Origin of the sequence: Pseudomonas sp. FSL R10-2189 (genome assembly GCF_009600325.1) — a bacterium.
Classification (GTDB): Bacteria; Pseudomonadota; Gammaproteobacteria; order Pseudomonadales; family Pseudomonadaceae; genus Aquipseudomonas; species Aquipseudomonas helleri.
Genome location: NZ_WIVZ01000025.1, coordinates 1 through 23,709, shown reverse-complemented (window position 1 = coordinate 23,709; position 23,709 = coordinate 1). Strand labels below are relative to the sequence as shown.

17 protein-coding genes and 2 pseudogenes are annotated in these 23,709 nt (G+C 59.4%); 10 read left to right on the top strand and 9 right to left on the bottom strand.

Features of this window, described 5'->3' with window-relative positions; genetic code table 11:
- Nucleotides 1-3 precede the first annotated feature (3 nt).
- From GHO32_RS17675 to GHO32_RS17660, 4 genes are read left to right on the top strand one after another with little or no spacing between them, the layout of a single operon-like run.
- Nucleotides 4-1,653 (top strand): VRR-NUC domain-containing protein, encoded by a 1,650-nt coding sequence (locus GHO32_RS17675; protein WP_372239828.1) that lies wholly within the window; start codon nt 4-6, stop codon nt 1,651-1,653.
- Entirely contained in the window at nt 1,650-3,902 is a 2,253-nt protein-coding gene (locus GHO32_RS17670) for an ATP-dependent DNA helicase (RefSeq protein ID WP_153332620.1), read from the top strand. The genes GHO32_RS17675 and GHO32_RS17670 overlap by 4 nt, the downstream gene beginning before the upstream one ends.
- A gap of 51 nt (nt 3,903-3,953) precedes the next feature.
- Nucleotides 3,954-4,343, top strand: a complete 390-nt coding sequence (locus GHO32_RS17665; protein ID WP_123749255.1) for a RidA family protein — start codon at nt 3,954-3,956, stop codon at nt 4,341-4,343.
- Nucleotides 4,344-4,359: 16 nt separating this feature from the next.
- Nucleotides 4,360-5,571: an amino acid deaminase gene (locus tag GHO32_RS17660; protein WP_153332618.1), complete on the top strand. Its 1,212-nt coding sequence runs from the start codon at nt 4,360-4,362 to the stop codon at nt 5,569-5,571.
- Between the two features lie 71 nt (nt 5,572-5,642).
- On the opposite strand, the pseudogene GHO32_RS17655 reads toward GHO32_RS17660, so the two are convergent.
- Nucleotides 5,643-6,350: pseudogene (locus tag GHO32_RS17655) on the bottom strand (MFS transporter); the annotation flags it as partial.
- On the opposite strand from GHO32_RS17655, the pseudogene GHO32_RS17650 reads away from it, so the two are divergent.
- The 3 genes and pseudogenes from GHO32_RS17650 to pssA form a co-directional block, all read left to right on the top strand.
- Nucleotides 6,340-7,248, top strand: a pseudogene (locus GHO32_RS17650) (PucR family transcriptional regulator); the annotation flags it as partial. The pseudogenes GHO32_RS17655 and GHO32_RS17650 overlap by 11 nt on opposite strands.
- Nucleotides 7,249-7,368: 120 nt before the next feature.
- Nucleotides 7,369-8,505 (top strand): glycerate kinase, encoded by a 1,137-nt coding sequence (locus GHO32_RS17645; RefSeq protein ID WP_153332614.1) that lies wholly within the window; start codon nt 7,369-7,371, stop codon nt 8,503-8,505.
- Between the two features lie 150 nt (nt 8,506-8,655).
- The gene (gene pssA / locus GHO32_RS17640) at nt 8,656-9,999 is read left to right on the top strand and encodes a CDP-diacylglycerol--serine O-phosphatidyltransferase (RefSeq protein ID WP_153332612.1); all 1,344 of its coding nucleotides are present in this window, start codon (nt 8,656-8,658) and stop codon (nt 9,997-9,999) included.
- Between the two features lie 13 nt (nt 10,000-10,012).
- On the opposite strand, the gene GHO32_RS17635 is transcribed toward pssA, so the two are convergent.
- From GHO32_RS17635 to GHO32_RS17625, 3 genes are all read right to left on the bottom strand, one after another.
- Nucleotides 10,013-11,551 (bottom strand): glycosyltransferase family 39 protein, encoded by a 1,539-nt coding sequence (locus tag GHO32_RS17635; RefSeq protein WP_153338248.1) that lies wholly within the window; start codon nt 11,549-11,551, stop codon nt 10,013-10,015.
- Nucleotides 11,548-13,239, bottom strand: coding sequence for a lipid IV(A) 4-amino-4-deoxy-L-arabinosyltransferase (gene arnT, locus GHO32_RS17630; protein WP_153332608.1), 1,692 nt, complete (start codon nt 13,237-13,239; stop codon nt 11,548-11,550). Before arnT ends, GHO32_RS17635 begins: the two co-directional genes overlap by 4 nt.
- Before the next feature lie 220 nt (nt 13,240-13,459).
- Nucleotides 13,460-15,652 carry a TonB-dependent siderophore receptor gene (locus GHO32_RS17625; RefSeq protein WP_153332606.1) on the bottom strand — a complete coding sequence of 731 codons (2,193 nt, stop codon included), beginning with the start codon at nt 15,650-15,652 and terminating at the stop codon, nt 13,460-13,462.
- A gap of 423 nt (nt 15,653-16,075) precedes the next feature.
- On the opposite strand from GHO32_RS17625, the gene GHO32_RS17620 reads away from it, so the two are divergent.
- Together GHO32_RS17620 and GHO32_RS17615 are read left to right on the top strand one after the other, a co-directional pair.
- Nucleotides 16,076-16,681 carry an SCO family protein gene (locus GHO32_RS17620; protein WP_048372059.1) on the top strand — a complete coding sequence of 202 codons (606 nt, stop codon included), beginning with the start codon at nt 16,076-16,078 and terminating at the stop codon, nt 16,679-16,681.
- Between the two features lie 29 nt (nt 16,682-16,710).
- Nucleotides 16,711-17,187, top strand: coding sequence for a copper chaperone PCu(A)C (locus GHO32_RS17615; RefSeq protein WP_153332604.1), 477 nt, complete (start codon nt 16,711-16,713; stop codon nt 17,185-17,187).
- An 88-nt stretch (nt 17,188-17,275) separates the two neighbouring features.
- On the opposite strand, the gene GHO32_RS17610 is transcribed toward GHO32_RS17615, so the two are convergent.
- The 5 genes from GHO32_RS17610 to GHO32_RS17590 form a co-directional block, all read right to left on the bottom strand.
- Nucleotides 17,276-18,619, bottom strand: a complete 1,344-nt coding sequence (locus GHO32_RS17610) for an OprD family porin (RefSeq protein ID WP_153332602.1) — start codon at nt 18,617-18,619, stop codon at nt 17,276-17,278.
- Nucleotides 18,616-19,053 (bottom strand): pseudoazurin, encoded by a 438-nt coding sequence (locus tag GHO32_RS17605; protein ID WP_153332600.1) that lies wholly within the window; start codon nt 19,051-19,053, stop codon nt 18,616-18,618. The genes GHO32_RS17610 and GHO32_RS17605 overlap by 4 nt, the downstream gene beginning before the upstream one ends.
- Before the next feature lie 76 nt (nt 19,054-19,129).
- A complete protein-coding gene (locus tag GHO32_RS17600) occupies nt 19,130-20,293 on the bottom strand; it encodes a DUF1624 domain-containing protein (protein ID WP_153338249.1) in 1,164 nt (387 codons plus the stop codon).
- Nucleotides 20,294-20,405: 112 nt separating this feature from the next.
- Nucleotides 20,406-21,704 (bottom strand): MFS transporter, encoded by a 1,299-nt coding sequence (locus GHO32_RS17595; protein WP_153332596.1) that lies wholly within the window; start codon nt 21,702-21,704, stop codon nt 20,406-20,408.
- Between the two features lie 37 nt (nt 21,705-21,741).
- Complete coding sequence (locus GHO32_RS17590) at nt 21,742-22,515, bottom strand: SDR family NAD(P)-dependent oxidoreductase (protein WP_153332594.1); 774 nt, start codon at nt 22,513-22,515, stop codon at nt 21,742-21,744.
- A gap of 175 nt (nt 22,516-22,690) precedes the next feature.
- Here GHO32_RS17590 and GHO32_RS17585 point away from each other — a divergent pair, with 175 nt between their 5' ends.
- Nucleotides 22,691-23,566 carry a LysR family transcriptional regulator gene (locus GHO32_RS17585; RefSeq protein ID WP_368668465.1) on the top strand — a complete coding sequence of 292 codons (876 nt, stop codon included), beginning with the start codon at nt 22,691-22,693 and terminating at the stop codon, nt 23,564-23,566.
- Nucleotides 23,567-23,709: the final 143 nt, after the last annotated feature.

Below are 23,709 nucleotides of genomic sequence, written 5' to 3'. Positions count from 1 at the left end.
CCTGTGATTTCTGATCCCCTACAAGACCCGTTTTATTACCTCAAAAACTTTCAGCATGTACTCGACTGGGTGGCGGCCCGGTATGAGGATGTCCTGAGCCCTGAAGAGCAGCAGTTTATTGCTGGTTTTGGCCAGTTGCCCGCTGCTTCACAAGCGCTGTGGGTGCGCATGGTGATGCGCAAAGGCGCACATTTTCGGGCGAGCAAGCTCAGTTATGCAGAAATCGGCGATCTACGCTCTGCTGCACAGCCTTTGGTGGAGGGCGGCTGGGTGAATGATCAGGCGCCCTTGGTACTGGCCGAGGTGTTTGAGGTCTTGACCAAGCCCGAGATCCTTGGCCGTTTCAGTGCGCACATCACCCAGCCCAAAGGTAAAAAAACCATGTGGCTTGAGGATCTTGCTGCTGATTTTACCCATCAACAAAGCTTGAACGAATGGCATCCCGCACTGGATGAACAGCTCTACACCCTTAATCACCGGGACTTGAGCGATCGTTTGCGGCTGATGTTCTTTGGCAACCTGAGCCAGGGCTGGCCGGACCTGGTCCTGGCTGATCTGGGGCTGTTTAACTACGAAACCGTGCCGTTCAGCCCGGAATCCCGCGCCTTGCGCTGCCGGACCGATATTGATGGCTACCTGCACCTCCACGCCTGCCGTGAGGCGATTGAAGCGGGTGGCGATGTGCAGGACATACAGGGCAGGGTGCTCGACTACCACACTGATAACCGCTGGCTGCAACGCCGTCGGGCGCGTTTGTTGTTTCAAATCGGCCAGTTCCACGAGCGGGCAGGGGAGTTGCCCCAGGCTTTACGAGTCTACCGTGACAGCCAGCACCCTGAGGCGCGTTTGCGCATGGTTAGGGTGCTTGAGCTGCTGGGTGAGTTTGAGCAGGCCATGGCGTTGACCAAGCCCAGTGCGGATGCGCCTTTTACCGACGCTGAGCAACAGCAATTGCTGCGCATGCTGCCCCGTTTGCGCCGCAAGCTGGGCCTGGCGGCGCTGGAACGACCCAAGGCGCAGCCCATCAAGCGTCTGGACCTGAGCCTTGATCGTGATGAACCCCTGTCGGTTGAGTTCAAAGTGGTCAACCACCTGCAAGCGCCTGAAGCACCGGTTTACTACGTCGAAAATACTTTGATCAACGGTCTGTTCGGCTTGCTGTGCTGGCCGGCGATTTTCGCACCGCTGCCGGGGGCGTTTTTTCATCCTTATCAAAGCGGCCCGGCCGATTTGCTCGATCAAGATTTCTTTTCCAGGCGTGCAGAGTTGTTCGACGCCTGCTTGGCGCAGCTGGACAGCCTGCAATACCAACACACCATACGCGCCACCTACGCCGCCAAATTCGGCGTGCAGTCACCTTTTGTGGCCTGGGACTATGTGAGCGAAAGCCTGCTGGACGATGCCTTGCTGTGCTTGCCGCCTGAACACCTGAAAGTCTGGTTCAAGCGTTTGTTGCAAGACATCAAAACCAATCGTGCCGGCATGCCTGACCTGATTCAGTTCTGGCCTGCGCAGAAGGCCTACCGCATGATCGAAGTCAAAGGCCCCGGTGACCGCTTGCAAGACAACCAACTGCGCTGGCTCGCGCTGTGCGAGCAACATCAGATGCCGGTCACGGTGTGTTACGTGCAATGGCAGGACGCTCGCCCTTGAGTTATCGCGTGGCAGTGCGCGCCTTGTGCGAGTTCACGGCCAAGGTCGGCGATCTTGACTTGCGCTTTACCCCGTCGCCGACGGCGCAGCAGGGCATTGCCGGGCATCGTACAGTAGCCTCACGGCGCAGTGCCGGGTATCAAACCGAAGTGAGCCTTGAAGGCCAGTACCAGAGCTTGACCGTGCGCGGTCGTGCCGACGGTTATGACCCGCAGGGCAACGTACTGGAAGAGGTGAAAACCTTTCGCGGCGACTTTGCCTCGATCCCCGTCAACCACCGGCAACTGCACTGGGCTCAGGCCCGGGTGTATGGCTGGCTGCTGTGTCAGAGCCTGCAACTGCCCCAGGTGAATCTGGCGCTGGTGTACTTCGATATCGTTAGCGAAAAAGAAACACGCGTCGAAGAAACCTGGAAGGCTGCCGACCTTGAGCAGTTCTTCAATCAGCAATGCTCGCTGTTTCTGAACTGGGCCGAGCAGGAGATGCGCCATCGTCAGGCCCGTGATGAGGCGGCGCAGCAGTTGGCCTTCCCCCATGCGCAATTTCGTACAGGACAACGCAGCCTGGCCGAGGCCGTGTACAAAACCGCCAGCGGCGGCCGCTGCCTGATGGCCCAGGCACCCACTGGCATCGGCAAAACCATAGGCACCTTGTTCCCCTTGATCAAGGCCATGCCCAAGCAACAACTCGACACGTTGATGTTCCTGACCGCCAAGACGCCCGGCCGCAAATTGGCGCTGGATGCTGCACAAGTGCTGTACCCGTCAGGTTCGCAGAGACCGTTTCGCGTGCTGGAACTGGTGGCGCGGGACAAGGCCTGTGAGTACCCCGAAAACGCCTGTAATGGCGAGTCATGTCCGTTGGCCAAGGGTTTTTATGATCGCCTGCCCGCTGCGCGTCAGGCGGCCGTTGCCCGGTCATCGCTGGACCAGCAGACACTGCGCAACGTCGCCCTGGACCATCAGGTGTGTCCGTACTACCTGAGCCAGGAAATGGCCCGCTGGGCTGATCTGGTAATAGCCGATTACAACTATTATTTCGACTTCACGGCCTTGCTCTACGGTCTGGCCCAAGCCAATCAATGGCGGGTCGCGACGCTGGTCGATGAAGCCCATAACCTGGTGGAACGGGCGCGGCAGATGTACAGCGCCAGCCTCGATCAACACACCCTCAACAGCGTTCGGCAAAACGCCCCGGCGGCGCTGGACAAGCCGTTCAAGCGCCTCAATCGCGAATGGAATGCGTTGCACAAGGAGCAAACCGGGCCTTATCAGGTGCATCCGCAGCTGCCGGCTAAATGGCTCAGCGCCTTGTCGGGCTGCATAACGGCAATCGGTGACTACCTCAACGATCATCCGCAAGGGCTGACAGGCAACCTGCAAGCCTTCTATTTCGAAGCCTTGCAGTTCAATCGGGTCGCAGAGCTGTTTGACCAGCACTTTTTGTTCGACGTCAGCGTGCGCGATGCTGGCCGGCGGCGGGTGTCACAACTCAACCTGCGCAACATTGTCCCGGCGGGATTCATCGGCCCACGGCTGGCCAGCGCGCAAAGTAACGTTTTGTTTTCTGCCACCCTGAGCCCGCGCCCTTACTACGCCAACCTGCTGGGGTTGCCTGCCGATACGGTCTGGATCGATGTCGAATCGCCGTTCAGTGCACAGCAACTGAAAGTGCAGGTGGTCTGCGAGATCTCGACCCGCTATGTGCACCGCGAAGCGTCCCTGGCGCCTATCGTCGAATTGATTGCGGCCCAGTTCGCGCAGCGCCCCGGCAACTATCTGGCGTTTTTCAGCAGTTTTGACTACCTGCAACAGATTGCAGAGTTGCTCGCCGAACGCCATCCACAGGTGCCGCAGTGGTCGCAATCACGACGCATGGACGAAGCCGCGCGCCAAGGCTTTCTTGATCAATTCACCCTGGCCAGCCAAGGGGTTGGCTTCGCCGTGCTGGGCGGTGCTTTTGGCGAGGGCATCGACTTGCCGGGGGCGCGGCTGATCGGTGCATTTGTCGCCACCCTTGGGCTGGCGCAATTGAACCCGGTCAATGAGCAAATCAAGCAGCGCATGGCCGGGCTGTTTGGCGCGGGGTATGACTACACGTACCTCTATCCTGGCCTGCAAAAAGTGGTGCAGGCCGCCGGGCGCGTGATCCGTACCCAAAGCGACCAAGGCACGCTGTTCTTGATCGATGACCGCTTTGCCGAACCCAAGGTGCAGCAACTGCTGCCCGGTTGGTGGCAATTGGGCTGATGGCGTGGCGTGTGCCACACTGCCTGCCTGTTCACTAACCGAGCCCTGCTTATGAGCATCAAACGTTACGGTACTGGCGCTGTGGGCGCCGGTGGTCAACCCTTGCCATTCGCCCGCGCCGTCGAGGCCGATGGCTGGCTGCACGTGTCAGGTCAGGTGGCCATGGAAAACGGTGAAATCATCAACGGCGGGATTGTTGAGCAAACCCACAAGACCATGCAAAACCTCATCGCGATTCTCGAAGAAGCCGGTTATGGCCTGGAAGATGTGGTGCGTACCGGCGTCTGGCTGCAAGACCCGCGTGATTTCTGGAGTTTCAACAAGGTCTTTGCGTCGTACTTCAAAAGCGAACATGCCCCGGCCCGCGCCTGTGTTCAGGCCATGATGATGGTCGATTGCAAGGTCGAGATCGACTGCATCGCCTACAAAGCCAAGGTCTGACACACGAGGTTTACCGATGCCACTCAATACTGCGCTGGTGCCCAAGGGCGCCGGCAAACGTGCCGACAATCTGCTGCGTGACGTCAGCTTGCCTGCGCTGGTGATCCACCGTGCGGCGCTGGAACACAACATTCGCTGGATGCAGGACTTCGTAACCCGCAGCGGCGCAGTTTTGGCCCCGCACGGCAAAACCAGCATGGCCCCGGCCTTGTTTCGCCGCCAGCTGGAGCAGGGCGCCTGGGGCATGACCTTGGGCACTGCGGTGCAAACCCGTGCCGCCTATGCCGCCGGCGTGCGCCGGGTGCTGATGGCCAACCAGTTGGTGGGTCAGCCGAACATGGCACTGATAGCCGAGCTGCAAACGGACCCGGCGTTCGAGTTCTACTGCATGGTGGATCATCCGGACAACGTCGCAGCATTGGGCGCGTTTTTTGCCGGGCGCGGCCAGCGTCTCAACGTGATGATCGAGTACGGTGTAGTCGGCGGGCGTTGCGGGTGTCGCACAGAGGAGCAAGTACTGGCGCTGGCGGCGGCGATCAACGCCCAGCCAGCGCTTGCGTTGACGGGCATCGAAGGCTACGAAGGGGTGATTCGGGGTGACACAGCGATCAGCGAGATTCGTGCTTTTGCAGCTTCGCTGGTGCGTTTGGCCCTGCATCTGCAAAAAGACGGCGCCTTTGCCCTCGATAAACCGATCATCACGGCGTCGGGATCTGCCTGGTATGACTTGATTGCTGAAGCGTTCGCCGCCGAGTCGGCCAGCGGGCGATTCCTCAGCGTGCTGCGACCTGGCAGCTACGTGGTTCACGACCACGGCATTTACAAAGAGGCGCAATGCTGCGTGCTGGATCGGCGCAGTGACCTGCACGAAGGTCTGCGTCCGGCGCTGGAAGTCTGGGCCCATGTGCAATCGCTGCCTGAGCCGGGCTTTGCCGTTGTTGCCTTGGGCAAACGTGATGTGGCCTACGATGCGGGCTTGCCGATGCCGCTAAAACGTTACCGCGAAGGCGTAGTGCCTGCGTTTGGCGATGACGTCAGCGAATGCCGGGTGACCGCCGTGATGGACCAGCATGCCTTTATGACCGTTGCCCCTGGCATTGAGCTGACCATCGGCGACATTATCAGTTTTGGCACCTCACATCCGTGCCTGACCTTCGACAAATGGCGCGTCGGTTGCTTGGTAGACGAGCAGTTCAACGTGGTTGAGCAACTGAATATCGAGTTCTAACCCGAGCGAACTTGCCTCGCGATCTTTTGATCTTGAAAATCAAAAAGATCGCGAAGCAAAAGCGTGAACCATCAGGCGTTGGTCATGCCCCGGGTCATGCGCAAGGCCAGCAGGCTGCCACCGACAATCACGGCAGCCAGCATGTACAAGGCCACGTCCGTAGAGCCGGTCGCGTCTTTGACAAACCCGACCAGGTAAGGGCTTAAGAAGCCCGCCATCTGCCCCATCGAGTTAATCAAGGCCAGGCCACCCGCTGCCGCACCAGCACTGAGCAGGGCGGTCGGCACCGGCCAGAACATAGGCAGGCCGGTCAGGGCGCCCATAGTCGCGATGGTCAGACCCAAAATCGCAATGGCCGGCTGGGTCGCGAAGTTGACCGCAATGATCAGCCCGATTGCGCCCATCAGCATCGGCACCACCAAGTGCCAGCGCCGCTCTTTGCGCAGGTCGGCAGAACGCCCCACCAACAGCATGAACACTGCCGCCAGCAAGTAGGGGATCGCGCTGATCCAGCCAATCACCAGAGCGTCATTGAAGCCCAGGTTTTTGATGATCGACGGCAGCCAGAAGTTGATCGCGTACACGCCACTCTGAATGCAGAAGTAAATCAAGCCAAACGCCCAGATGGCCGGGTTCTTGAACACCGCAAGCAGCGAATCAGTTGCCGTGGAGGGCCGGTTGGCGGCGTCCAGTTGATGGTCGGCTTCCAGTACTGCGCGCTCGTGGGCGCTCAGCCATTTGGCATTGGCGAAGCTGTCGCTCAACAGGAAAACGGCCAAGCACCTAAAGGGCGTGCAGCCGGGTATCAACCTGCCGTTATTGCTAGACCAGCGCCTGATTGGCGTGCTCGGGCTGACCGGCGAGCCCGAGTTATTGCGCACCTATGCCGAGTTGGTGCGCATGACCGCTGAAATGCTGGTGGGCCAGCGTCACCAGCAGGCAGAGCAACAATGGCGGCGGCAGCGTTGCGATGATCTGGTGGCTTTATTGCTCAGTGATGCGGGCGACTCGCCCCGGCTGATTGATGAAGCCCAACAACTGGGGCTTAAGCCGCAGTTATCACGCATTCCTTTTTTGTTTGAGTTGGGCGCGGGGCAAAGCGCCGAAGCCCTGAGCGCCTGGTTGCAGGCTCGCTACCCGGACAGTTGGTGCGTGACCCCGGCCACCGGCTCGTTGTTGTGGTGTCGCCCCTCGACCACTGCGCTGGACGACCTGCGTTTGCTAGAACGCCTTGATGGCTTGGGCTGGAACGTCTTGCGCGTTGCCGCAGGCGGTCAGGCCGATGGCTTGAAGGGCTTGCGCCGCTGTTATCGACGGGTCGGGGACTTGCTGGCTTATGGTCGGGATGTGTTGCCACAGACCCGGGTTTTAACGCTCAACCGTTATCGCTTGCCGGTGATGTTGTGGCGCCATCGCAACGATGATGCCCTCGAAGAGCTGTTAGGGCCGCTGCACAAAGTGGTGGCCAAAGACAGTAACGGCCAACTGATCTCAACCCTGCGCAGTTGGTGCGAACACGATGGCCAGAGCCAGCCATGTGCCGATGCGCTGGGCATCCACCGCAACAGCCTGCGCTACCGAATGGAGCGTATTGCCGAGTTGAGCGGGGTCGATCCGTTAAGCCTCAACGGCATGCTGGCGCTGTACCTGGGGGTGCAATTGCTGCCACACAGCTAGCCAGCACAGCTGCGGTTGTAAAAATGAACAACAAACCCTGTGATTGCTTGTGCACCAGACCGGCGTGTTTGCAGCTGATTACTGGCAGCATGGAAGGCATAAGAACTGGAGATTCGCCCCATGAAAATCGTGATTGCCCCCGACTCGTTCAAAGACAGCCTGAGCGCTGAAAAAGTCGCCGATGCCATTGCTGCCGGATTCAGCGATGTGCTGCCGGATGCGCAGTTGATCACGTGCCCCATGGCCGATGGTGGCGAAGGGACAGTAGATGCGATTGTCGCCGCCGGTAACGGACAACTGCGCCGTAATCGCGTGCAAGGGCCTTTGGGTGCTGCGGTTGAGGCCAACTGGGGCTGGCTGCCGGACAGCCGCACCGCAATCATTGAAATGGCCGAGGCCAGCGGCTTGCAGTTGGTCGCCCGCAATGAGCGCGACGCCTGCATCAGCAGCACGTTTGGCACCGGTGAGTTGATCAAGGCCGCGCTGGATGCCGGAGCCCAGCGCATCATCCTGGCCATCGGCGGCAGCGCCACCAACGACGCCGGTGCCGGTGCCCTGCAAGCGCTGGGACTGGGTTTGTTCGATGCCCAGGACCAACCTCTGGCCCATGGCGGCCTGGCCTTGGCTAACGTGACGCGCATTGACCTGACCGGTCTGGACCCGCGTTTGAATGACGTGCGTTTTGAAATCGCGGCTGACGTCAATAACCCGCTGTGCGGCGAGCATGGCGCGTCCGCCATTTTTGGCCCGCAAAAAGGCGCCTCGCCTGAGCAAGTGCGCCTGCTGGATCAAGCCCTCGGGCACTTTGCCGATCATTGCGCCAAGGTCTTGCCTAAGGATGTACGTGATGAGCCGGGTTCGGGTGCAGCGGGCGGGCTTGGTTTTGCCGCCAAAGCGTTCTTTGGTGCGCAATTTCGTGCCGGGGTCGAGGTGGTCGCCGAGTTGGTCGGTTTGTCCGAGGCGGTCAAGGGCGCAGACCTGGTGATCACCGGGGAAGGGCGTTTTGATGCGCAGACCCTGCGTGGCAAAACCCCGTTTGGTGTTGCCCGTATTGCCCAGGCCCACGGCGTGCCGGTGGTGGTTTTGGCCGGTACGTTGGGCGAGGGCTATCAGGCCCTGTACGCCCATGGCATACACGCCGCCTTCGCCTTGACCAACGGCCCGATGAGCCTTGAAGACGCCTGCGCCCAGGCAGAGCAATTGCTCACCGACCGCGCCCGCGACATCGCCCGTTTGTTGACATTGCGCACCCTGTAATCGCAGCCGGCCCCCTCTGTAGGAGCGAGTTTGCCTCGCGATCTTTTGATCTTTAAAAAGATCGCGAGGCAAGCTCGCTCCTACAGTTAATGTGATTGCCAAGAATCGTGTAAGCTGTGCGGTCTTTTGCATTCGACCCTTGCGAGCCCTATGCCGTCGCTCTTCAAACGTTCCTTGTTGCCCAAACTGCGCAGTTTTCCATTGTCTGCCGATGCGTTCAGCATTTTGCCCAGTGCTGCCGAGTTCCGTCGCAGCCTGCTGGCGCATATCGCGGGTGCTCGTCATCGGATCACGCTGGTGGCCTTGTACCTGCAACAGGACGAAGCCGGCCAGGAAATTCTCGACGCCTTGCACGCTGCCAAAGCGGCACGTCCGGAACTTGAAATTGCGGTGGTGGTTGACTGGTTGCGGGCGCAGCGCGGGCTGATTGGCGCGGGGAAGCAGCCCGGTAACGCGGCCTGGTATCAGGCGCAAACGGCAGCTCACGACAGCGAGGTGCCGATTTACGGCGTGCCGGTGCAAACCCGTGAGCTGTTCGGGGTGCTGCACCTCAAGGGCTTTATTGTCGACGACTGCGTGATCTACAGCGGCGCCAGCTTGAACAACGTGTATTTGCACAAGCTGGACAAGTACCGCTACGACCGATATCACGTGCTGAACAACAAAGCGCTGGCGGATTCCATGCAGCACTTTGTTCAGCATGACTTGATTGAAGCCAAGGCCGTGCACCGTCTGGATCTGCCGTCATTGCCGACCACGCGCAGCCTGCGCAGCGCCATTGGCAACTTGCGCAGCCATCTGAAAAAAGCCAGTTACGACACCACACAAGGCACGGTGGGGCACTTTGGCCTGTCCGTCAGCCCGCTGCTGGGCGTTGGTAAAAACAACCCGCTGAACCGGGTGGTGTGCGAGTTGATTGCCAGCAGCCAGCAGCAATTGACCATTTGTACGCCGTATTTCAACTTGCCATTGCCCGTCACCCGCGAGATCAACCGTGCGCTGGAGCGTGGGGTGAAGATCGACATCGTGGTCGGTGACAAGACTGCCAACGACTTCTATATCCCGCCGAGTGAACCGTTCAGGGTGATCGCAGCGTTGCCCTACCTGTACGAACTGAGCCTGCGCCGTTTTGCCAAAAGCCATCAGCGCCAGATCGACAGCGGCTTGCTCAACCTGCACCTGTGGCGTGACGGCGACAACACCTATCACCTCAAGGGCATGTGGGTTGATGACCGCTACACCTTGCTGACCGGCAACAACCTCAACCCGCGAGCGTTCCGCCTGGACCTGGAAAACGGCCTGCTGATCGACGACCCGCGTCGCGAATTACTCGAACCCCGGCGCAAGGAACTGGAAGCGATCTTCGCCCACACCCAGCGCATCGATCACTTCAAAGATCTCGAAACCCTGACGGACTACCCACCCGCCGTGGCCAAGTTCCTGCGTCGCGTCAGCCGGGTACGAATCGAACGTCTGTTGTACAGGATTCTTTGAATCCGGCGGTCAGCTACAAGCTCCCGCCAACGTCGGGAATATACGCCACGCTTTCAGTCTCGCGGCGGTGCAGCAGGCGGTCACCGTTATCGACCTGGCTGCTGACCACCTGATGATCCACGCTCAAATAGCCCAGCGGTAACGGGTCGCCGCTGCGGTGCTGGGCGAAGATCAAGGTGCGTTCTGGATCAAAGTGATGGCCACTGGTTTTATCCAGCCATGCCATCAGGGCGGCGCTGTCACCCTGACGCGGGTAGTCCTGGTCTTCGCTGACAAAGTAAAACGGCTGATTGTCGTTCTGCACATACAGCGGCAGTTTGTTGTCGACTTCAATCATCACCATGCGCCAGTCGTCCCAAGGCGCTTGGGCACTGGCTTGTGCTTTAACGTCCTGACCAAATTGCATCACGCCGCCGCCACCGTTGGACCACGGGTAAAACACCCCCAGTACCAACAGCAGCAAGCCGCAACTCAGCCCGAAGGCTACTTTCCAGCCTCGGCCCAAGGTTTTTTTGCGTTGTTGCAGGCGTCGGGCAACCCACCAGGCGCCGAGCAGTTGCGCGAAGGGCACCAGCGGCAGCACGTAATAGCTGCGGCGGCTGCCACTGGCGGTAAAGAACACAAACAACAGGGCCAGGCCCCAGACCAGCCAGCGGGCGTTTGGCTCTATATGCCGCCAGTTGCGCACTGCGACCCACAGAGCAATGATCCAGACCGGCGCCCAAGGCAGGGTGTAGACCGGCAAGTAGAGCAGGTAGGTGTAAATGGGCCCCAGGTTGTCGAAAGGCTGAAAGAACCGCACCACGTTCTCGCGCAGCACCAGGCCCAGCCCGCTTTGCCCGTAGCTGGCAGCGCCATACAGGTGCGAAAGGGCAAAAGGTATGAGGTACACCACCAGCGCGATGGCCAGGGCCGCACACAAACGCCAATTCACATGTTGCTTCCAGCGCTGCTCGCTCAGTACATGGGGCAGCAAGATCAGCCCCGGCAACACAAAACCGATCAGCCCTTTGAGTAATGAGCTCACGGCTAGCAACAAAAAGAACACGCAGTAGCGGCTAAACCGTGTGTCATCAGGGCCTCGCCAATACCACCACACAGCGGCCAGCAAACCGCACACGGTCAATATGTCGGCCGTGGCAACGCGTCCCCAGAACACGAAGTAAAACGTGCTGATCAGCATCCAGCCGCCGATCAGGCCTGCGGTCTGGCTGAACAGTTGTTTGCCGATCAGGTACACCAACCACACACTCAACCAGGCGGCGATGACCGATGGCAGGCGCAATGACCAGTGATTCAAGTCACCGAGCACCCCGGCCGTTGCGGTGATCAGCCAGTAGGAGGGCAGCGGTTTGTCGTAATAGGCCGAGCCCTTGAGGTACGGGTCCAGGTAATCACCGCTTTGCAGCATTTGCAGGGCAATGTTGGCCCAGCGGGTTTCCGGGCCCCAGAGTTCGCGCGAACCCAGACCGAGCAAAAGCATCAAGGCAGACACGCCCAGCAACAGCAGCAGCGCCCGGTGTTCTGAGGTCCAGCGTTGGATAACGGTCATTCAGGATTGGCCTGAGGGAAGATAAAGATCGCCAGGTCGCCACGCTCATAGCGCTTGCCGCCCAGGGGCAGCATGTCGACTTCCTGAACCTCATGGGCCGAACGAGCGCGCATCACCACGCCAACCGGGCCACGGGCTTGCGCTTCTTTCATCCACTCGCCGATGTTAGCCATATCAACCTTACGCGTAGCTGAATCGGCATAACCCAGGCCGTATTTAAGTTCGCCTTCGGTGTCGTACAGTGTCACGTCGGGGCGGTTCAGGCGCCACGAGAGTGCTGCGGCGCTGCCCAGTTCGTTGCTCAACAACGTGCGGGTCTGGCTCAGTTCTTGAACATGCTCAGCGATAAATTGATCGGGCATCTTGTTGTTGACCACGCTGGCGGGCATCGCCGCAGGCAACAACGCAACCAGCAGGCCCATGCCCAAAGCCGGTGCGGCCCACAACTGCAATGGGCGCATAGCTTGCAGCGCATTGGCCAGCAGCCAGCCCATCAACACGATCAACCCCAACGACAGGCTGAACATCTCGGTGTTGGCGTAAACCGGGCGCGTCACTTGCAGGTAGATCAACCCCGTGAGCCCAGCCACAGCCAGCAGCGCGTTCAACAGGCCATTGAGGCGTATCACCGTGCTGCGCCCCTGATCGATCCAGGACATCAGCGCATGCCCCATGAGCAAGGCCAATGGCAGCAGGCACGGCAGGATATACGTCGGCAATTTGCCCTTGCTCAAGCTGAACATGGCCAGCGGTAGCAGCAACCACAGCAGCAGGAAAGCGATACCCGGCTGGCGTTTTTGCTTCCAGGCGTCGAGCAGCGCCGCAGGCAGCAGCGTCGCCCACGGCAGGCTGGCGGCCAGCAGTAGCGGCAGGTAGAACCACCAGGGCTGAATGTGCTGGGCATCGCTCGCGCTGAAGCGGCGGATGTGCTCATTCCAGAAGAAGAACTGCCAGAAGTCAGGTTCCTGATGATGAATCATCAATGCCCAAGGCAAGCACACGGCGATTGCGAGTACTACCGCCAGCGGTCCATAGCAAAGCATCTCTTTGATGCGCCGCTGCCACAGGGCAAAGGGCACGCCGATCAACACCGGCAGTAGCCAGGCCAGGAACCCTTTAGTCATAAAGCCCATGCCACAGGCCACGCCCAGCACGCTCCAGGCCCACAGACGTGCGCGCTGGCTTTGAGCCGTAAAGGCAAACCACAGGGCAACCAGGCTCAGGTTGACCCAAAAAGCGAACTGCGGGTCGAGGTTGGCGTAGCCCGCTTCACCAGCAACCAGACCAAAGCTCATCAATAGCAGCGCGCTGGCAAACGACTTGCGCGGGTCATTCCACAGCCGGCTAGCGAGCAGCCAGGCCAGCCACACACTCAGCCCGGTGGTGAGTGCCGACGCGATGCGCACCCCGAACAGGTTGTCACCGAACACGGCCTGGCCGATGGCAATCAGCCAATAGCCCGCAATCGGCTTCTCGAAATAGCGCAGCCCCATGAAATGCGGCGACACCCAGTTACCGCTTTGCAGCATGCTTTGACTGATCTGGGCATACCGGGTTTCGTCAGGGATCCACAAACCGTGGGTCATCAAGGGTACGAGATAAAACAGCACAAACGCCACGACCAGGCCGGGAATGGCCCAGCGCTCAAGGCGATTGCTCAGAGTGTGTTGAGAGGCTACAGCCGTCATGCTTTCCACCTGCAAAGTCCTTAATGGACGTCATTTATGGCGGGCACGTTAGAGGGCTGTGGGTGGAGGGGAGGTGAACTCAATGTGAAAAAAAAATGCAGCGTGCCAGACGCTGCAAAACCTGGAGCGAGCTTGCCCGCGAATGAATCGACAAGGTGTGTCAGGCAAACCGTGTTGTCTGCATCGCGAGCAAGCCCGCTCCCACACGAGTCGGGCGGGTTTAAAAGTCGACCGTAGCCGAGACTTTCAGTGCGCGCGGTTCGCCCTGGCTCAGGTAGCCGCCATTGGCCGACGCCCAGTAGCGGGTGTTGGCGACGTTTTCCAGGTTGGCCCGCAGCGTCACGGCACGCTGCTCAACCTCGAAGCTGTAACGTGCGCCCAGATCGAAGCGGTTCCAGGCCGGAATGCTCAGGGTGTTGGCCGCATCGACGTATTGGCCGCCAGTGCGCAGCATGCGCCCATTCAATGCGACGCCCTCAAGCCCCGGTACATCCCAGTCGGCACCCAGGTTGTACTGGAAGTTCGGCACGCCGATCGCCCGATTACCATTGTTGGCGCCGTTTTTGGTGCCGCTGAGTTCGGTGTCCATCACGGTCGCACCCGCCAGCAAACGCAAGCCGTCCAGCGGCTCGCCATAGATGTTCAGCTCAACCCCGCGATTGCGCAGGGTACCTTGCCGGACGTAGGTATTTTGCGCGTCGACATAGCCATCGCTGGGTTGCTCGATGCGATACACCCCAAAGCTCGCGCCAAAGGTGCCTTTGTCGTACTTGATCCCGGCTTCAACCTGCTTGGAGCGTGCAGGGGCAAAGGTCTGACCGCGGTTTGTCACTTCAGCACCGCCTGCGGTTGCCGGAGCGGTCGGGCCCTTGGCCAGACCTTCGATGCGGTTGGCATACAGCGACACGTGTTCCCATGGTTTAAGCACGATGCCGTAGACCGGCGTGGTGATGGACTCGTCATAGGTGGCTGTGCGTGCGCCGGCGTAGCTCCAGCCATCGACTTTCAGGTTTTGCCGACGCAGGCCGTAGGTGACCAGGATGCGGTCGTCCATAAAGCCCAGGGTGTCGGAAATCGCCATGCTGCGGTTGATGGTCTTGCCGACGATGCCCGGGTCGTTGATATCGCCGCCCACGTACGGGTAAACCGTTGGCTTGGCCACGTCGATCGGGTGGTACAAGTCGTTGGCGAAACTGCCACTCAACTCATATGCCGAGCGTTGCTCGGTCCAGATACCCGTCACACCCAGGTTGATTTGATGGCTCACCGGGCCGGTTTGCAACGTGCCGCGCAGGCCGGCCATGGCGCTGCGGTTGTCTTCATCATGGGCGACAAACATGCTTGAAGCGGTGGTCGCGCCTGCGGTACTGCGCAGGGTCGGGGTGGAGTAGTTGCCCACTTCGCGGGTGTGCTTGGCCCCGGCGGCGGCATACAGGGTCCACTGGTCGTTGAGGTCATATTCGCCACGGGCCATGCCGTAGGTGTCTTCCAGCTCGGTGAAGGTCCACTTCTGGCTGTAATTGGTGTCGGCATCCGGTGCGTGGGGGATGCCGGTCAATGTGGCGGGGATATACACCGTGTTGCGATTGCCATTGATGCGCTGCTTTTGATAGCCAAAATCGGTCGACACGCGCAAGCGATCACCCCGGTAATCCAGCCCCAGGGCGAACAGCTTGGTGCGCTGGCTTTCGTTGTCGATAGCGGTATCGCCTTCGCGCTGGGCGATGTTCATACGCACGCCAAACTCATTGTTATCGCCAAAACGCTGGCCCAGATCGAGGTGTTCACCCACGCGGCCGCTGCTGGAAATATCGGTGCTGAAGCGCCGGGTCGGGGTGTCCTGGGCGCGCTTGGGTTGCAAGTTGATGCCACCGCCGACGCCAGAGCCGGTCGGAGTCACGCCATTAATAAAGGCATTGGGGCCCTTGAACACTTCAACCCGCTCAAGGCTGTCGGTGCTGATCACCTGGCGCGGTAATACGCCGTACAAGCCGTTGTAAGAAATATCGTCACTGTTCAGAGGCAAGCCCCGAATCACAAAAATCTGCGCCGCGTTGCCGTAGCCAAAGGACTGGCGTACCGATGAATCGTTTAGCAGCACGTCGCCGATGTTTTCTGCTTGCTGGTCTTCGATCAGTTGCGCGGTGTAACTCGACATTGTGAACGGCACATCCATCATGTCCTGATTGCCCAGCACGCCCAGCTCACCACCCCGAGCGACCTGGCCGCCGCTGAATACGGTCGGCAGGGCATTTTTGGGTAATTCATCGGCTGAAATGGCCGTGCTGTCCAGCGTCAGTACAGAGGCCGGAGCCTGATCGGCAGCAGCCACGCTGCACAGTGAGGTACCCAGCAGGCCAAGCAAGGTGGCAGCCAGTGAAGTCAAACGAAACGGGGCGAGGGTGGTCGGCATCAGAATTCCGCGCAGAGTGAGAGAGGTGTCGGCATCCGTGCAAACTTAAAGGCAAATGATATAGATTCTCTCTTGCATCAAAAAGCGAAACTTCACGCACCTGTACAGGAATTAACCTGATCGCCACTGCGGCGCTTATGACAATCAGGGGGTGGGCTGCCTGCCTGAGTCGATTTGTCGCACCGCCTCCACGTTGCCCGGATTTGCTGGCGTTGGGCATATATGCGCACCACAACGGGGCGTGCTTGCCGTGCGACAGGGGCGTGACAGTGGTAGATTCAGCGCCCATGAAACGCGTTTACCCCACAGCAATCTTGCGCTGTCGCTAATGGCGGGTCCATTGGTCGAGTCATGCGCACACCTGTGCTGACTGCGCAGGGCAAAGGTCAGGCTTACAAGCCAGACCGCTTAAAGGAACCTGACATGAATGCATTACTGACTCGCCGCCATGTCGTTGCCGGTCTTGGCTTGCTCAGTCTCGGCTTGCTGGCCGGTTGTGATCCCGGCAGCGGTTTGTCGTACAAATACGGCAAAGACCTCAGCAACGAGATTCTGGGGCGCAAGTTCAAGCTTCGCGACGCTGAAGGCAACGAGATGATGCTCGGCAGCTTTCGCGGAATGATGCCGATGATTTTCTTTGGTTTTACCCAATGCCCGGCCGTGTGTCCGACCGCATTGGCCCGCGCTGCACAAATCAAGAAAATGATGGGCCCGGACGGCGATCGTCTGCAGGTGGTGTTCATCACCCTGGACCCGGAGCGCGATAAGCCGGCAATGCTCGATGCCTATGTCAAAGCCTTCGACCCAAGCTTTATTGCGTTGTCTGGCACCCTCGAAGAAACCGCTGCCACGGCCAAAGAGTTCAAGGTGTTCTACGAAAAGATCCCGACCGGATCGTCGTACACCCTGTCGCACACGGCCACCAGCTTCGTGTTTGATACGCGTGGCGTACTGCGTTTGGGCTTGTCGCCTTCACTGACGGCCAAGCAGTGCACCGAAGACCTGCTGACGGTGATGTCGGTCTGCTGATCTCCGCTTCCTTTGAAAGAGTCCGTCTTATGAAAACTGTAAATCGCTTGATGTTGCTGTCGTTGCTCGGCTTGAGCCTTAACGTTTCTGCACAGACCGTTGTCGATGAAGCCTGGGTGCGCGCGACGGTTCCTGGCCAGCCTTCGTCCGGTGCCTTTATGCACATCACCGCGAGCAGCGACAGCAAGCTGGTTGAGGTTAAATCGCCGGTGGCCAAGACCGTTGAGATTCATGAATCGACCATGAAAAACGACGTCATGAGCATGCACGCCGTTCCTTTCGTGGCATTGCCGGCCGGCAAGACCGTCAACATCGAACCCGAGGGTTATCACGTGATGCTGATGGACCTGACAGGTCAGATCAAAGACGGTGATCACGTACCGCTGACCCTGATTGTCGAAGATGCAAAAGGCACCAAAGAGTCGATCGAAGTCAAAGCCCAGGCACGTGCGCTGAACACAATGCACATGGAAATGGACATGCACGACCACGGCACCGCGCACTAATCCCCCCATCAAACCTGTAGGAGCGAGCTTGCCTCGCGATCTTTCAAATCAACAGATCGCGAGGCAAGCTCGCTCCTACAGATTCTGCTTAAAACCTCCCCGTCAGCGGGTATTCCACCGCTACCCGCAACTGGTCAGTGTCCAGTTCTGCCTGCGCCGCATTGCCGCGATGCACGTTATAGCGCAGCGACAGGGTGGTGCCTTTGGCCGCGCCACTTTGCACCACATAGCGCGCTTCCAGATCACGCTCCCAGTGTTTGCCGCCTTTGCCATACCCCAAATAGGCATAGCCGCCTTTGGGATCAACCTGCGTGCCGTTGATCTGGCTGCCGCGCACATAGGCGGCACTGAGCATTAACCCCGGCAGGTTCCAGGGCGACATGTCCAGATCGTAGCGGGCTTGCCACGATTGCTCGTTCGGCGCGTTGAAGTCAGACAGTTGCACGGCGTTGCTGATAAATATCGCGCCACGGGTCACGTAGTCGAACGGCGTGTCGCCATGCACCTTTTGATACCCCAGGCTGAAACTGTGCGGGCCTTGGGCATAGGTGCTCATCAAGCTCCAGGTGGTGTTGTCGATGGTGCCCGACAGCGCCTTGCCTTCATCGGTGGTGCGATAGAGGTTGAAGTTGAAAGCCAGCGAGCGTTTTTCATCAATCGGCTGGTTGAACAGGGCGCCCACGTACTGCTGGTTCCAGGTGTTTTCATAGCGAGACGTATAAAGGCTGGTACTCAGCTGTTTGCTGGGGCTATAGACCACGCCCGCAAGGTCGAACGCGTCGCCTTTGCGGCCGTTGGAGTAGTTCACCACAAACTCCTGGTTATGGCTGCTGGCGTTACGATCGGTACTGCCGGTGAAGTGCCCGCCGACCATTTTCAGGGCATTGAACTCGTTGCTGGTGACAAACACCCCGGTGGCGGTTTCGGGCAGCAGGCGGCTGTCGGATGAGCTGAATACCGGTGTTTTGACCCGCTGCTCGCCGTACGACACCACTGTGTTTGACATGCGCAGCTTGATCGCGGCGCCGCCCCGGGCGTAGTCGTCCTTGGGGTAGCCTTCGTTATCCAGCCCCAGCAACCGGGCCTTGCCCGCGCGGCCGCCACCACTGTCCAGTTTGACCCCAAGGTAGGCGTGGGCATCGACGCCGACACCGATCAGCCCCTGGGTGAAACCTGACTGCAACGTGCCCATCAGGCCGTACGCCCATTCCTCGGCGTAATCGTTGCGCTCAGATCTGGCTTTGTAGGCATTGCGTGCGCTGCTGTTGCTACTGCCATGCTGGTAATCGCGGCGGTCGTAGACACTGCGATTGAGCACCGCCCAGGTGCTGTCTTCGATAAAACCATTGGCCTGGGACTGGGCCGAATCGGCCATGCTTGCGGGGCTGGCGAGGGCCAGCAAAATGGCCGAGCGGGTGCTCAGGACGGTCATGGCGCAGCCTGTCGGGCGAGGGCGGCATTCATGCGGTCGAGCGCGCGCTTGGGCAGTGAAGCGGGCAGGGCTGGCGCCTCGGCCGGTGGTTCGCCCACTTGAATCAGCATCACCATGCCCATGGCCAGATGCGGCGTGCACTGAATGCCATAGAGGCCTGGCACGGTGAAGGTCTGTTCGATTTCCTGATCAATCTTACCCATAAAGGTCGGAACGCCTTCTGGCCAAATGGCCGGCAAGGTCGCTGCGTTATGGCCGCTTTGCGTCGCCACGAACTTGACCGTATCACCGGGGGCAATCTGCAGGTAATCCGGGTCGTAGACCATGCCGGCGGTCGGGCTACGGGTGAGCATTTTGACTTCATGGGTCTCGGCCAGGGCCGCAGGGGCAAGCAGGGCAGTGGTCAACAGCACGGTCAGGGATGAAATACGCATATCTGGTTATCCATAGAGTCTGGGTCCCAAACGCGGGATGCGCGGCATGTTAGAACAACACGCCGCGTCGTCCGCATTAGAAGTATTTCAGCCATGAAACATCTCGGCGACGGGCCTTGAGCCCGGCAAACCAGCGCACCGGCAGATACAACGCCGCGGCCAGCAAAATAGCCGTCAGCCACACGGCGCCGATGCCGTTGAAACCGAAGTAATCGCCCTGATTTAAACCAAACAGGCCCACGCAGACCAGGTACAGCACTTTGAGCACGTACAGGTGCAGCAGGTAGAAGAACATCGGCGCGGCGCCAAACACCGCCAGTGTGCGGATCCAGCGTTGCTGGCCGGCGCGTTCAAAGCCGAGCAACAGCAGCAGGCCGACGCCCAGGGTCAAGGTGAGAAACAGCAGCGAAGGCGGGTATTTGGTGATGTTGAAAAAGCTCATCAGGGTTTGCGTCACGTTGCTGTAGCCCACCCATTGCGCCTCGCCATAACCATTGAGTAAACGCAGGGCGACAAAGCCAAGCAGCGCGCCGGTGCCCGCAAGCAGCAGAAAACGCTGACGCAAGGCCGCCGAGGCAGAGCGAGCGAACCACGGCCCCAGGCAGTAGCCCAGCGCGATGACCCCGATCCACGGCAGTACCGGATACGACGTGCGCAAACGCAGGTTGTCCGAAAACTCGATCCAGCCGCGATCATGCAAAATCGCCCAAGGCACATGCATCGCAGAACCAGCGGCAAAGTGCACGTTGTCGAGCAGGTTATGCCCGGCAATGATCACCACGGCGAGCAGCAGAAGCAGCGGGCGCGGCAACCAGACCAGCGCGGCCAGGGCAATCATGCTGACGCCGATGGCCCAAATGACCTGCATGTAAATCACGCTTGGCGGGAACTGGAAGGTCCAGGCGAAGTTCACCAGGGTGAATTCCAGGACCACCAGAAACAGCCCGCGCTTGAACAGAAAAGCCGAGACGTCGCGGGTGCCCTGATATTTTTCACCGTACAGAAACGCCGACAAACCGGTCAGCAAGACAAAAACCGGGGCGCACAAGTGGGCCAGGGTCCGGCTGAAAAACAAGGCAGGTTCAGTGATATCAATGTTCATCGGGTCGGCCACCTGGCGGTGCAAAAAGAACGTTTCGCGCACGTGGTCCAGCAGCATGAAGATGATCACCAGGCCCCGAAGGGCGTCGATGGAGAGCAGGCGTTGGCCTGAAGGCGGGGCTTGAATTGCGTTTGGCATTGAAGAGATCACAGGCAGGTGAATGGCATAAGTTGCGTTACCTTATAACATTCGATCCGTGCCTGTCACCCGTGTGAGAACTGTTCGCAATTAAAACTGCGCGTGCAGGCGATCAGCGACGCACTTTGACCCACGCCATCAAGATCGCTGAGGACAGCACCCCGGCGAACATGAAGATGTAAGCCGCACCGGGGTTGCCGGTCAGGCCAATCAGGTAGCCGACGATCCATGAGCCAACAAAAGCGCCCAAAGCGCCGCACGCATTGATCAGGCCAATGGCACCGCCGAAGACGTTGGCCGGAAGGATCTCCGGGATCAGCGCAAAAAAGGGCCCGTAAGGTGCGTACAGCGCGGCACCGGCCATCGTCAACAGCGCGAACGACAGCCAGAAATGCTCAGAACCCAGCAGATAAGAACCGAGGAACGCCAGCGCACCGAGTGCCAGCAACGGCCAGACGAAGTGTTTGCGTTGCTGGGATTTGTCCGAGGCCCAGGACACCGCCAACATGGCGGCGACAGCGGCCACGTAGGGCACCGCGCTCAGCCAGCCGACGGTGACGATGTCAGCTGCGGCTGCCTGCTTGATGATGCTCGGAAGCCACATGATGAAACCGTAAACGCCGATGCTCCACAGCGCATGAACACAGCACAACTGAATCACCACCGGGCTGGTGAAGGCCTGGCGGTAATTGCGTACTTGCGGCATGCCTTTTTGTTCGTCGGCCAGGGTGGCGGCCAGCTGGGCTTTTTCCTGTTGCGTCAGCCAGTTGACCTGCTCGGGCTTGTCACGCGCCATGCGCCACCAGACAAAGGCCCAGAGCACGGCCGGGGCACCTTCAATGACAAACATTTCGCGCCAGCCCCAGGCCTGAATCAGGTAGCCCGACACCACCGACATCCACAGCACCGTGACCGGGTTGCCCAGCACCAGAAAGGTGTTGGCCCGTGAGCGCTCCTTGCGGGTGAACCAGTTGCTGATAAAAATCAGCATGGCGGGCATCACGGCCGCTTCGACGATGCCCAGCGACACCCGAATGAACATCAGCATTGGGATGTTGGTCACCAGCCCCGTGGCCATGGCGCAAAAGCCCCACAGAATCAGGCTCCAGAACACCAGTTTGCGTACGCTGTATTTCTGCGCGTAAATCGCCCCCGGCACCTGGAAGAAAAAGTACCCGAGAAAAAACAGCGCGCCGATCAGCGAGGACATGCCTTTGGTAATGCCCAGGTCATGCTCGATCCCGGCAGCGCTGGCAAAGCCGTAGTTGGCCCGGTCCAGATAAGCGAGGCTGTAAGTGATGAAAATGATCGGGATCAGGTACAGCCAGCGTTTGGGCGCAAAGCCCTTGGCCTTGACCGTTTGCTCACGGCCACCTGTCAGCGGCAGTGCGGGTTCTTTGAGAGTGCTCATGGGGTTCCCCCTGTTATTGTTTTTTTTAGATGCAGGTTTAAACGACGCTGGTCAGGCCTCCATCGACAAACAGCGTTTGACCGTTAACGAAATCCGAAGCCGGGGAGGCCAGGAACACGGCAGCGCCGCACAGTTCTTCTACGCGGCCCCAACGCCCGGCGGGAGTGCGTTTACACAGCCATTCTGAGAACTCCTGGTTGTCCACCAGCGCGCGGTTCATCTCGGTGGCAAAGTAGCCCGGCGCCAGGCCATTGGCCTGAATACCGTGGCGTGCCCATTCGGCGCACATGCCCTTGGTGAGCATTTTCACTGCGCCCTTGGAGGCGGCGTAAGGCGCAATGGTCGGGCGTGCCAGCTCGCTTTGTACCGAGCAAATATTGATGATCTTGCCGCACCCACGGCCAATCATGTGCCGCGCAACCGCTTGCGAGACATAGAACACTCCGTCCAGATTGACCCGCATCAGATCGTGCCAGTCGTTGGCGTCGTAGGTTTCCAGTGGCGCACGGCGCTGAATGCCCGCGTTGTTGACCAAAATATCAATGGCTCCGGTGTCGGCTTCAAAGGCGTTGATGGCTTCGAGCAGTTGCTCGCGTTGGGTCACATCAAACGCTGCGAACTCGGCCTTGAGCCCTTCATCGCGTAATTGGCTGGAAACAGCACAGGCTTTTTCGATATTGCGATCATTGATGACCACCGTAGCGCCCGCAGCCCCCAGACCGCGTGCCAGCTCAAGGCCAATGCCCTTGCCAGAGCCAGTGATCAAGGCGCGACGGCCATCCAGTCGAAAGCTGCTGAAATTGAATGACATGCTGTATTCCACCTGTGTGTTATCTCTGTCGATGCAGGCTTTATCGGTGACAGAGATGATCTTGTTTTAGCCAGTTCACCCCAGGCCTTGCAGTGCGTCCAATCGTCATTGATGATCTCGTGATCAGAAATACTGATAACCGCGTGTCAGCGTGCCTTCTGTTTGGAGTTTGAGAGTGGAAATCAAGCATCTGCGATCCTTTGTCACTTTGGCCGAAGAGCTGCATTTCGGGCGAGCCGCACACCGTTTGTCCATCGTGCAACCGGCCTTGAGCATGCAGATCAAGGTGCTTGAAGAAGAGCTGGGCGTGCGCTTGTTCGAACGCAACCGGCATTCAGTGATGCTCACCGAGGTGGGCACGATCTTCTTGCCCGAAGCGCGCGCCACCCTGCAGCAAGCCGCCCACGCCAGCGACGTCGCCAAAGCCAGCGGGCGAGGGGAGATTGGCCGGGTGCGCTTTGGTTTTGTCTCATCGGTACTGCCGGAAATCTTGCCGACCTTGATCCGCACCTTGCATGCGCGCTTCCCGCGGATCGAACTGGAACTTAAGGACATGCCCGGACCGGATCAGGCCAGCGCCTTGCACAATGGCCAGCTGGATTTCGGGCTGATGCGTTTACCGGCGGTGATTCCTGGCATCCATACCCGCGTGGTATTGCAAGAGGCTTTCGTGGTCGCGTTGTCGAGCGATCATCCGCTGGCAGCCTGTGCCAGCATTCCGGCGACAGCGTTGGCCAACGTCCCGGTGTTTATTCTCGCCAGACGCTACGCACCGGGTTTCTACGACGAACTGATGCAAGCCCTGCGCAATCAGGGCGTGCAATTGCAGATCGGTTCCGAGCTGGGCGAATTCACCACCATGCTGGCGCTGGTTTCAGCCGGGCTGGGTATTGGCTTGCTGCCGGCCAACGCTGGCCGCGCATTGCCCGCCAACGTGGTCTCCCGGCCCCTGGAACTGGACGACTACAAAGCCAGCACCGGCCTGGCCTGGATAGACCTGAACAGCGCGGTCAAACAGACCGTGTTCAACCTGATCAACGACATGCTGTAGGAGCGAGCTTGTCTCGCGATCTTTTGATCTTTTAAAAGATCGCGAGGCAAGCTCGCTCCTACAGATTGAACTGCCCCCCAAAAGTTGGACAGATTAACTAGCGCCCAGCGCAGCCTGAGTCCTGTATCCCACAGGGCTTAGGC

Coding starts and splice junctions, on each gene's coding strand:
- GHO32_RS17600 (WP_153338249.1), bottom strand. CDS start 20,293: ATGCCAAACGCAATTCAAGCCCCGCCTTCAGGCCAACGCCTGCTCTCC.
- GHO32_RS17615 (WP_153332604.1), top strand. CDS start 16,711: ATGAAAACTGTAAATCGCTTGATGTTGCTGTCGTTGCTCGGCTTGAGC.
- GHO32_RS17665 (WP_123749255.1), top strand. CDS start 3,954: ATGAGCATCAAACGTTACGGTACTGGCGCTGTGGGCGCCGGTGGTCAA.
- GHO32_RS17610 (WP_153332602.1), bottom strand. CDS start 18,619: ATGACCGTCCTGAGCACCCGCTCGGCCATTTTGCTGGCCCTCGCCAGC.
- GHO32_RS17595 (WP_153332596.1), bottom strand. CDS start 21,704: ATGAGCACTCTCAAAGAACCCGCACTGCCGCTGACAGGTGGCCGTGAG.
- GHO32_RS17660 (WP_153332618.1), top strand. CDS start 4,360: ATGCCACTCAATACTGCGCTGGTGCCCAAGGGCGCCGGCAAACGTGCC.
- GHO32_RS17645 (WP_153332614.1), top strand. CDS start 7,369: ATGAAAATCGTGATTGCCCCCGACTCGTTCAAAGACAGCCTGAGCGCT.
- GHO32_RS17620 (WP_048372059.1), top strand. CDS start 16,076: ATGAATGCATTACTGACTCGCCGCCATGTCGTTGCCGGTCTTGGCTTG.
- GHO32_RS17590 (WP_153332594.1), bottom strand. CDS start 22,515: ATGTCATTCAATTTCAGCAGCTTTCGACTGGATGGCCGTCGCGCCTTG.
- GHO32_RS17605 (WP_153332600.1), bottom strand. CDS start 19,053: ATGCGTATTTCATCCCTGACCGTGCTGTTGACCACTGCCCTGCTTGCC.
- GHO32_RS17625 (WP_153332606.1), bottom strand. CDS start 15,652: ATGCCGACCACCCTCGCCCCGTTTCGTTTGACTTCACTGGCTGCCACC.
- arnT (WP_153332608.1), bottom strand. CDS start 13,239: ATGACGGCTGTAGCCTCTCAACACACTCTGAGCAATCGCCTTGAGCGC.
- pssA (WP_153332612.1), top strand. CDS start 8,656: ATGCCGTCGCTCTTCAAACGTTCCTTGTTGCCCAAACTGCGCAGTTTT.
- GHO32_RS17635 (WP_153338248.1), bottom strand. CDS start 11,551: ATGACCGTTATCCAACGCTGGACCTCAGAACACCGGGCGCTGCTGCTG.